The following is a 3,062-nucleotide window of genomic DNA, read 5'->3' as shown; positions in this document are numbered from 1 at the left end:
GTGTGGGGGCCCGTGTGGGGGCGGCCGCCCACAGGCGCGCGGGCCCCCCCACGGCGGATGCTCGGTCTCGCTTCGCTCGAAACTGGGAGTTGGGTGCGCTGGGTGCTTCGGTATCGACGCTTCACTTACTGGTGCACGGCTTGTAGTGGCTGGTCGTCGGCTCGGCTCGACCGACGCATGCTATTTGTCGCCCGCGCGGTGGTCACTCGGATGTGAGCGAGGCGGCGAACGGTGCGTGCCAAGTGTCGATCACTCGGACCGGAGTCGGCGATAATAGTTGCGCGGGAAGAAGTATGCCGGAACGGACACGCGGCGCGTAGCGGTGCGGTCGAGTGCCCCGGTTGCGCGGTCAGCCGGGGCCGCGGACGATGCCCGACCGACTTCATCCGTTCCCATAGCGCCTCGCCGTCGCGATTCGCAGCGCGTTCACTGGCGGATTGCCGCTGATCTCACCTACCGCAGGGGCCGGGTGCTCGACGATGTCGAGGCCCGGCCCGTGCCGTGGGATTCCTACTTGTGCCGTCCGTGCAGGAACGGAACGAGCTTGCGCAGCAGCTTCATCGTGGAGTCGGTGCGGCTGTAGCTCAGCAGCGCCATGCCCGGAACGGTGAAGCGCTGCACCGCGATCGAGTGCGGACGGGTGAACTCGCGCAGACCCGGTTCGCCGTGGATGCGGCCGATGCCGGAATCGCCGACGCCGCCGAAGGGCAGGCCGGGGATGGCGGCGAAGGCGAGCACCGAGTTCACCGAGGTGGCGCCGACGCGCAGCCTGCGCGCGATGTCCAGACCGTTCTTCTTCGAGTAGACCGCCGAGGACAGGCCGTACTTGGAGTTGTTGGCCAGCTCCACCGCCTCGTCGACGCTGTCGACGGTGCGGATGGTGATGGTCGGGCCGAAGGTCTCCTCGGCCACCGCCTCGGAGTTCTCGTCCACGTCGACCAGTACGACCGGTTCGATGAACGGCGCCTTGACCGACTCGGGGCCGCCCAGCACCGCGGTGCCGCCGTTCTTCAACGCGTCGTCGATGTGGCGGCGCACGATGTCTATCTGGCTCGGCATGGTCATCGGGCCGTAGGCGGCCTTGTCACCGGAGCCGGGCTCGATGTCGGTGAGGATGCGCTTGACCTCCGCGACGAACTCCTCGCGCACCGAGCGGTCGACGTAGACCCGCTCGACGCCCGCGCAGGTCTGGCCGCTGTTGGCGGTGGCGCCCCAGGCGACCGCGTCGGCCGCGGCCTTGATGTCGGCGTCGGCGGCGACGATCACCGCGTCCTTGCCGCCGCACTCCAGCAGCACGGGGGTGAGCCGTTCGGCGGCGGCGGCCATGATCCGCTTACCCGTGGCGGTGGAGCCGGTGAACGCGATCTTGTCGACGTCCGAGCGGACCAGCGCCGCGCCCGTTGCGCCGTAGCCGTTGATCGTGATGAAAACGCCCTCGGGCAGTTCATGATTGGCTTCGGCGAACGCGTCGGCGAGGAAGTTGCCGATGCCGGTGGAGTACTCGCTCGGCTTGAACACGACGGTGTTGCCCGCGGCCAGCGCGTAGGCGATGGAACCGTTCGGCGTGTAGACCGGGTAGTTCCACGGGCCGATCACGCCGACGACGCCGAGCGGGCGCTGCTCGAGCCGGGCGCTGAAGTTCGACATCAGCGCGCCCGGGGAGACCCGCTTGGGGCCGAGCACCTTCTTGGCGTTCTTGGCCGCCCAGGAGATGTGCTCGAGCGCGAGCATCAATTCCAGGAAGGCGTCGTCGAGCGGCTTGCCGTTCTCGGCGTGGATCAGGGCGCAGAATTCGTCCGATTTCTGCACCAGCTTGCTCGACCAGCGCAGCAGATGCGTGCGCCGCTGGTCGAAACTCAGCGCGCCCCAGGTGGCGGCCGCTGCGCGAGCCTTGGCGACCGCGGCGGCCACCGCGGCGTCGTCGGCGATGACGTGCGTGCCGATCACCTCGCCTGTCGCCGGATTGACCGACGTCAGTGCCGTGTCGTGATCGGCCGGTTTGGTGTCGGTGGATGTCACAGTGGTTCTCCTCTTGCCGTCTGCGGTCGACGGTCGATGCGCATGTCCGAGTGGACGGTCAGCCCGTCCTTCGATGAGAGAATGCTATGTCACAACTCTCAACAGGTCACCAGCTATGCACCAATTGTCCCCGACGCTGTCGGTGGCAAGTGGGACTATCGGGATATGTGCGGACGATATGCGACCACGACCGATCCCGGCAGGCTCGCGGTGGAGTTGGATGCGCTCGACGAGACCGGCGCGGCCGACGAGAGCACGTTCACCAATTACAACGTCGCTCCGACGACCCAAGTGCTCACCGTGGTCGAGCGGCACGACCGAGACCACGAAGACGACGACCCGAAACTGCGTATCCGGCGCATGCGCTGGGGCCTGATCCCGGTATGGACCAAAGCGGCCGAGCCCGGTGTACCGGTCAAAGGCAAACCGCTGTTCAACGCCCGCGCCGACAAGGCCGCCACCACGCCGTCCTTCCGTGACGCGGTGAAGTACCGGCGCTGCCTGGTGCCGATGGACGGCTGGTACGAGTGGGTCGTCGAGCCGAACGGCGAGAAAGGCAAAGTCGCCAAGCATCCCTACTACATGGCCAGCGCGGACGGTTCCCGCCTCTACATGGCCGGCCTGTGGTCGGTCTGGCGCGACCGGTCGCAACCGGAGAGCCGACCGCTGCTGTCGTGCACCATCCTCACCACCGACGCGGTCGGCGACCTCACCCGCATCCACGACCGGATGCCGCTGCCCATGCCACGGGAACACTGGGACGCGTGGCTGGACCCGGATCACCCGGCCCCGGCGAGCCTGCTGGAGACGCCGTCCGAGGAGACGGTCGCCGCCATCGTGCCCCGCCCGGTCCCATCTCTGGTCAACAGCGTGCGCAACAACGGCCCGGAACTGCTCGCCCGCGTGGAGGATCAGAAGGAAGCCGAGCAGATCAGCCTGCTGTGAGCGGTAGCCAGCGAAGCGAGACCGAGCATGTTCCGTTCGCGGCCCCGCGCGGGTGAAAACCGGACCAACCCCGGCCCCGCCCACCCCCCCCCCCCGCC

The 3,062-nt window shown here is 68.1% G+C and carries 2 protein-coding genes; one reads left to right on the top strand and one right to left on the bottom strand.

Features of this window, described 5'->3' with window-relative positions; translation table 11 throughout:
• Positions 1–510: 510 nt before the first annotated feature.
• Complete coding sequence (locus ACWEH3_RS21970) at positions 511–2,019, bottom strand: aldehyde dehydrogenase family protein (protein WP_450020766.1); 1,509 nt, start codon at positions 2,017–2,019, stop codon at positions 511–513.
• Positions 2,020–2,184: 165 nt separating this feature from the next.
• On the opposite strand from ACWEH3_RS21970, the gene ACWEH3_RS21965 reads away from it, so the two are divergent.
• Positions 2,185–2,964, top strand: coding sequence for an SOS response-associated peptidase (locus tag ACWEH3_RS21965; protein WP_450020764.1), 780 nt, complete (start codon positions 2,185–2,187; stop codon positions 2,962–2,964).
• The last annotated feature ends 98 nt before the right edge of the window (positions 2,965–3,062 follow it).

This window comes from Nocardia sp. NPDC004718 (assembly GCF_053601535.1).
This window is presented reverse-complemented; position numbering and strand designations above follow the sequence as displayed.

Bases quoted from the DNA above. Each gene is read 5' to 3' on its own strand.
- ACWEH3_RS21965 (WP_450020764.1), top strand. From the start codon at position 2,185: ATGTGCGGACGATATGCGACCACGACCGATCCCGGCAGGCTCGCGGTG.